Genomic DNA, 4,433 nt, shown 5'->3' with positions numbered 1-4,433 from the left:
ACTTTATTAAATAATTTATAAATTAGATTAAGTTGTAATAAAAACTAATTCTTATATATTTTACCACATAAAAGTAGTTGCTAAACTAAATTTGTAAATTGACAAAAGATAAAATATGAATTTTTCAACATTTCCAAATATAATAATGTATAGTCAGTAAATAATAGTATAATATTTAAGGAAACTAGTTTTCAATAGAAAGGATTTTGTTATTTTTAATGAAATCTATTCAAACTAAATACTACAAGTATTTAATAATTATCACATTTATTATCGCGCTAATAATTTTGTTATCTGCAATTATTTTTATTAAACAAAAAATAAATCTGTTCCTAATGCAAAATTAAGCCACATCCTTCCTGAAATCAAACCCGATACCAAGACAAACATTATTGAACATTATTTAGGTCTCAATCCTAATTTAGAAAATTTAAAAACCGAATTTAGAAAAATAAACCCTGATTGGAACCAAGAAGTTTTTGCTTATAATTATCATATGCTTTCTAAAAGTAATGCAAATCAAAAAATTACTGATGCTATCCAACACAAAATTTTTGCTATTTTTTTAAACTTTAATGATGAAAAAATGAAATCATACCAAACCCAAAATAATCTTTTAGATGCCTTAAATCAAAATCAAAACAATAAAATGCATATTTTTTGGAAAAAAGAAAAACCAAATACCGAACTTATATTAGCTTTAAAAGACCAATTATTGCATAACACAAATAAATGGCAACAAACAGCAACAAATATTTTGGATAAAATACAAACCTATATTAATAATGATATAGATCAAATATTAAAAAATCAACTAAGCTTGCTTGAAAAAAATAAAATTATAATTGATATGAATGCAGGCAAACTCAAAATCACAGACATTAAGATTTTATAAAACAAAATTTGATGGCTAATGCAAATGCCAAACTTGAATCTAATCCAGAACAAAATATTTTAATAAAACAATTAAGAAAACAATCTTTTAATTTAATGGAGTTAAGAAACAAATTCCAAACTCTCAAAAAAATAATTCAAAAAATAGCTCAAAATGGTAATATAACTACCATATTTCAAAAAGATATGCAAGAATTAGAAACTCTTATAAAAACAACTATATTAGAAATTATAAATGAATCTGATAAATTAAATATATAATTTGGTAAATGACTAATTATTTTTCAAATCCATTTTTTTCCTCAATTCTTCCAAAACTTGATCTACAATAACTTTAACTTGAGGATTGACAAAAAGAATCTGATTTTTAACTTCAAAATGAGTTTTTTTACTACAATTTTTCAAAATCACAATTTTTAATTTATCAATATTAACTTTTTTCAACATTCTTCTAATTTTTTGTTCTTTAGCTTGTCTTTTTAACATGAATATCGCCTTTTCGTTTTATTTTTATTAATAAATTATTTTTAGTTCATCAAATAAAATAATATAAGTTAGTTTTTTAATGCCGTTTTTGCATTTCAGCTTTTATTTTAATCTTTTAGACATAAATTTTGGCTTGATTTTATCTTTACCATATTTGGTTTGCTTTTTTACCTTTATAAAGATATTATACAACTTTTAAAATAACTTTTTTATATTTTGTCATTATTGTCATTATTTTTTAATATATTTCATCATTTCATTATTCCTATCATTTAAATTATTCCCATTTTGGATATATTTAAATATTTTTAATCACAAAGGAGCCAAACTTCATTAATCATTTTCAAAATCAAAAAAAACTACTATTTTACCACAAAAACCCCCAATTCAAATTATTTTGTATTTTTTGCATTTCTATAACATCAATAACATTATTAATTGGTTTAGTTTATTTGCAATTTAGAAATCAAAGACTAAATCATAAAATTGCAAGCAAAAAAGTAGCTATTAGCACACCTCAAATCCAAACTCTCAAAAACTATAAAAAAACTCACCCAAACAAAATCAAGGAAAAAAAGTGGGATAAAACTTTAAATAAGGAAATAGAATTTGTATCTATAATCCACAAACCTACTTTAATGACTCACAACAAATACATTTTTGATGGCATTAACGGATTTAGATATTATCAAAAGAATTATCACGTATGCAAAATATTTTAACCCAAGAGCTCAAAAAACCAACTATTACAAATTTAGAATCTATTTCCGAATTAACTGATGCTCAAATATTAGAACAAATAATAAATCCCCAAAAAATTACTCAAATCCAAAAAGAACTTGATTTGATTCAACAAAGAAATAACCATTTTCAAGAACCTTTAGATTCGCAATGGATTAAATTATTGCAAAATCCTTTTAATAAATGGCAAATCCAAACTTTAAATAAGATAGATATTTTTGCTCAAAACCAAATAATACAAGATAACAATACTATTTTTAACCAAAATATGGCAATTACCTTAGATAAAATAAATAAGATTATAATTATGGAATATAACGGTCCTCAAAAATTATTAATTCAAGACAAAGAGAATTTTTTAGGTAATTTAATATTAAACATTTGCCAAAACCAATTTAACTGCAAAGAAAGTTTAATTTATACTTTAATCCTGTAAGAAAAACTTTATCTATTTATAACAACAAATAAATTGCCATAATAAACGCCCATAATTGTTCTAAAACTTTCAAAAAATCAAATATTTGCTACATTAAATAAGATCAACTCTAAAAAGTTGGTCTTTTTTTTATATACAAAATTGCAAGGAAAACACTCATGATCTACAGATTAGTGAGCAAAAAAACTTGTTTTTTGTGATAAAATGATGTTAATAGCAATATTTTATTTTTTTAAATTGCTGTTGCAAAATTTAAAAAGGGGAATAAAATGATGTAGAAAAAATGCATTCAAAACAACAATTATTTTTCATTTAGATATTTAACTTTTTTGTTTTTTTAAAATATATTTCTAAGATGCTTTAAAAATGATTCTTCTTTAAGAACTTTCGAGAATCATTAGAATCATTAAATAGAATCATAACAAAATTAATTTTTACACATCAATCATTATTTTTTATTTTTTTAAAAAAAGAAGAATTTTTAAATTTTAATTATTTTTTAAATCACAAAAATAATAACAATAGAAAGTCATATAGTGCCCAAATGAATAATTTAGACAAAGACTTCGAGAACTATTTCAAATTATCTAAATTATCTAAACTTTGTTTTTTAATTTTTTTAGGGTTTTTAGTTTTGGGATCAAATTATAATACAGCCAAAGCTGACAAATAACAAAATAAAAGACAAGCAATTTTAGATGAATGGCAAGAAATCCACAACAATACAAATAATACTAAAACTATCACCAAAAAGCAAAACAACACTACTTTAACAACTCAAAAGAAAGCTTTAATGGTTGGTAATAATAAAAAACTTGTTTCAAGAGTACTTAACGCAAATGGAACAGTTAATTGGAGACATGATAATACTTATGATAGAATTTATGATAATAAGGGTAACGAATTATCTCAAAGAAAGTTTTTCCAAGGACATACAGAAACAAATCCCAAAATTAATTGGCTAAGTTCTTATGATACAATTTATGACGAAAGCGGACAAAATCCTACCAAACAAATATATTATGCAAAAGAGCAAACAGAACAAGAACGAAAAATTGATTGGTTCAAATCTTGGACTGCCTCTGTTGAAACTGTTCCAGCAGAAAATAAAAAAATATTTTCACAAAGATTTTATAAACCAGAAAGTACAGAGCAAAACCTTATAATTGATTGGTCTGAATCTTGGGATAAAACTTTTTATGGTGATGACAGCAAAGCATCTAGAAGATGTTACAAAGCTGAAAGTACAGAGCAAAACCTTATAATTGATTGGGACAATAGAGATTGCGCTGTTGCATTTTTTTAGACAACTTTTGTCTCTAAAATTATTCTTTAAGACTAAAAATTAATAGATAATTTAATATCTTTTCAAACTAAAGAAATATTGTTTTCATTCAAAAAAGTGTCTAAAAAAATGCAACAGCGCAGAAGAATTAGAACAACAAATCGATAAATGGGTGCAACAAGGCCTTCACATTGAAGCTTTAGAAGGAACCATTAAAGCTTTAGAAAACGTCTCTGGTAAATATCTTGAAGAAAATGCCGAACTCCGTCATGAAATCAACAAACTTAAAGAACAAATAAAAGACGAACAAAAAGCCCATGAAGAAACTAAAGTACAATTACAAACAAGAAGTGATAATTTAACTCAAAAACAAGAAGAATTAACAAAAATAGATTTAATGATTAAAGCGCAAGAAAACACCTATAGTGGTGCAATTAAACCTTTGACTACAAAAATCACAAACGACGCAGTTAAAATAACTAAACGTACAACTGAAAAAGTAACTTCTTGGTTCAAAAGTTGGTTTTAATTAAAATTCAAAAATTAAATGTGTTAAAATATTGGTATATTCAAAATTACCCGAAAGGAACT

General features: G+C 24.0%; 7 protein-coding genes. 6 read left to right on the top strand and 1 reads right to left on the bottom strand.

Annotated elements, in window-relative coordinates; all coding sequences use genetic code 11:
• The first annotated feature begins 496 nt into the window (after positions 1 to 496).
• Both OL66_RS04290 and OL66_RS04285 read left to right on the top strand, forming a co-directional pair.
• The gene (locus tag OL66_RS04290; protein ID WP_238568792.1) at positions 497 to 895 is read left to right on the top strand and encodes a hypothetical protein; all 399 of its coding nucleotides are present in this window, start codon (positions 497 to 499) and stop codon (positions 893 to 895) included.
• A gap of 11 nt (positions 896 to 906) precedes the next feature.
• Positions 907 to 1,155: a hypothetical protein gene (locus tag OL66_RS04285; RefSeq protein WP_238568791.1), complete on the top strand. Its 249-nt coding sequence runs from the start codon at positions 907 to 909 to the stop codon at positions 1,153 to 1,155.
• Positions 1,156 to 1,167: 12 nt separating this feature from the next.
• Here OL66_RS04285 and OL66_RS01880 read toward each other — a convergent pair whose 3' ends face one another.
• Positions 1,168 to 1,380: a hypothetical protein gene (locus OL66_RS01880; RefSeq protein WP_034172241.1), complete on the bottom strand. Its 213-nt coding sequence runs from the start codon at positions 1,378 to 1,380 to the stop codon at positions 1,168 to 1,170.
• Between the two features lie 452 nt (positions 1,381 to 1,832).
• Between OL66_RS01880 and OL66_RS01875 the strand changes: the two genes are divergently transcribed.
• The 4 genes from OL66_RS01875 (at position 1,833) to OL66_RS01860 (ending at position 4,371) form a co-directional block, all read left to right on the top strand.
• Positions 1,833 to 2,102, top strand: coding sequence for a hypothetical protein (locus tag OL66_RS01875; protein ID WP_034172240.1), 270 nt, complete (start codon positions 1,833 to 1,835; stop codon positions 2,100 to 2,102).
• A complete protein-coding gene (locus OL66_RS01870) occupies positions 2,087 to 2,557 on the top strand; it encodes a hypothetical protein (RefSeq protein ID WP_034172239.1) in 471 nt (156 codons plus the stop codon). The genes OL66_RS01875 and OL66_RS01870 overlap by 16 nt, the downstream gene beginning before the upstream one ends.
• A gap of 793 nt (positions 2,558 to 3,350) precedes the next feature.
• On the top strand, positions 3,351 to 3,863 hold the full coding sequence (locus tag OL66_RS01865; protein WP_034172238.1) for a hypothetical protein: 513 nt from the start codon (positions 3,351 to 3,353) through the stop codon (positions 3,861 to 3,863).
• Between the two features lie 151 nt (positions 3,864 to 4,014).
• A complete protein-coding gene (locus OL66_RS01860) occupies positions 4,015 to 4,371 on the top strand; it encodes a chromosome partitioning protein ParA (protein ID WP_084066015.1) in 357 nt (118 codons plus the stop codon).
• The last annotated feature ends 62 nt before the right edge of the window (positions 4,372 to 4,433 follow it).

The organism is Chrysanthemum yellows phytoplasma (assembly GCF_000803325.1).
Lineage (GTDB): Bacteria > Bacillota_I > Bacilli_A > Acholeplasmatales > Acholeplasmataceae > Phytoplasma > Phytoplasma asteris.
This window is presented reverse-complemented; position numbering and strand designations above follow the sequence as displayed.